The organism is Bartonella sp. AD328YNZD (assembly GCF_042196425.1).
In genome coordinates, this window is the sequence record NZ_JBHIQG010000618.1 from 1 (window position 1) to 954 (window position 954).

The 954-nt window shown below is 35.5% G+C and carries 1 protein-coding gene; it reads right to left on the bottom strand.

The window, feature by feature from the left end:
• Nucleotides 1-678, bottom strand: a 678-nt coding sequence (locus tag ACFIO3_RS14070; RefSeq protein ID WP_375704685.1) for a YdaU family protein, incomplete at its 3' end; no start/stop codon positions are given.
• Nucleotides 679-954: the final 276 nt, after the last annotated feature.

A 954-nucleotide genomic window follows, 5' to 3' on the forward strand; every position in this document is an offset into this window, starting at 1 on the left:
ACAGCCCCGATTAGCTTTTGACCGCTTAGCTTTTTTCGGAACGCTTGTCTGCTCGTGAATGGGAGATTGGTTATCTGCTATCGTTTCGTTTTGCTCTGATGTGGTCTCAACAGCAGCAACCTCGATTGGCTCTTGAACCAAATCAGTGATTTCTAAATCTTCAAAATCAATTTCTTTTTTTGATAAAACGATAGTTTTATTTTTTTTATATATATTATTCTTATTCTGGTTCTTTATAGCTAGATTTTGCTTATCTTTTGCTTCAGCAAAAAAATCATTTTGCTTGTCGTTTGCTTCAGCAAAATTATTAACATGTTGTTTTATATTGTTTTTTGCTTGTGCACCTTTTTTACCAGCTTCACTACGAACTTGTGATATATGCTCTTTTTTATCAGCAAAATCGTTTAGCTCTTCTTCAACGCGTGTATTCCACAATCCATTATCTGTCTCAATAACTTTATCATTCCTCATTAAATATTCGACGATAGTTGCGAATTTTTTTCGTGAACAATTGCAAGCGCGTGAAAGCGTTTCAAAATCTTCTTTAATTGGTGCTTTCTTATCGTACATGCGTACAATAAGCGTTATATAAACGCCCCGTTGTTCCAACGTCATCCCATCTGTACCACTTATCCAGTCATACAAATGAAATCTTATCCACGGCATACCATTAGACATGCGCATCCCCTTTTTTTATTAAATATAAATGAGTGATCATAATCCCCCCCTTAAGGCTGTTGCCTATTTATATGTGCGCGTATGGTGGCGCGTAATCTATTAATTTGATCTCTTTATTTTTGCCTGTTTAAGAATGTGAATGATGCTGTTGCTGTTCATTATTATCTGTATGAGCAGCAATAAAAGCAGAACTAGAGCTAGAACTATCCTTCAACTTTTGCAGCTTTAGATAATTTATTACGGAGATAGATCCTCTTTTTTCCCACTTGCAAACAG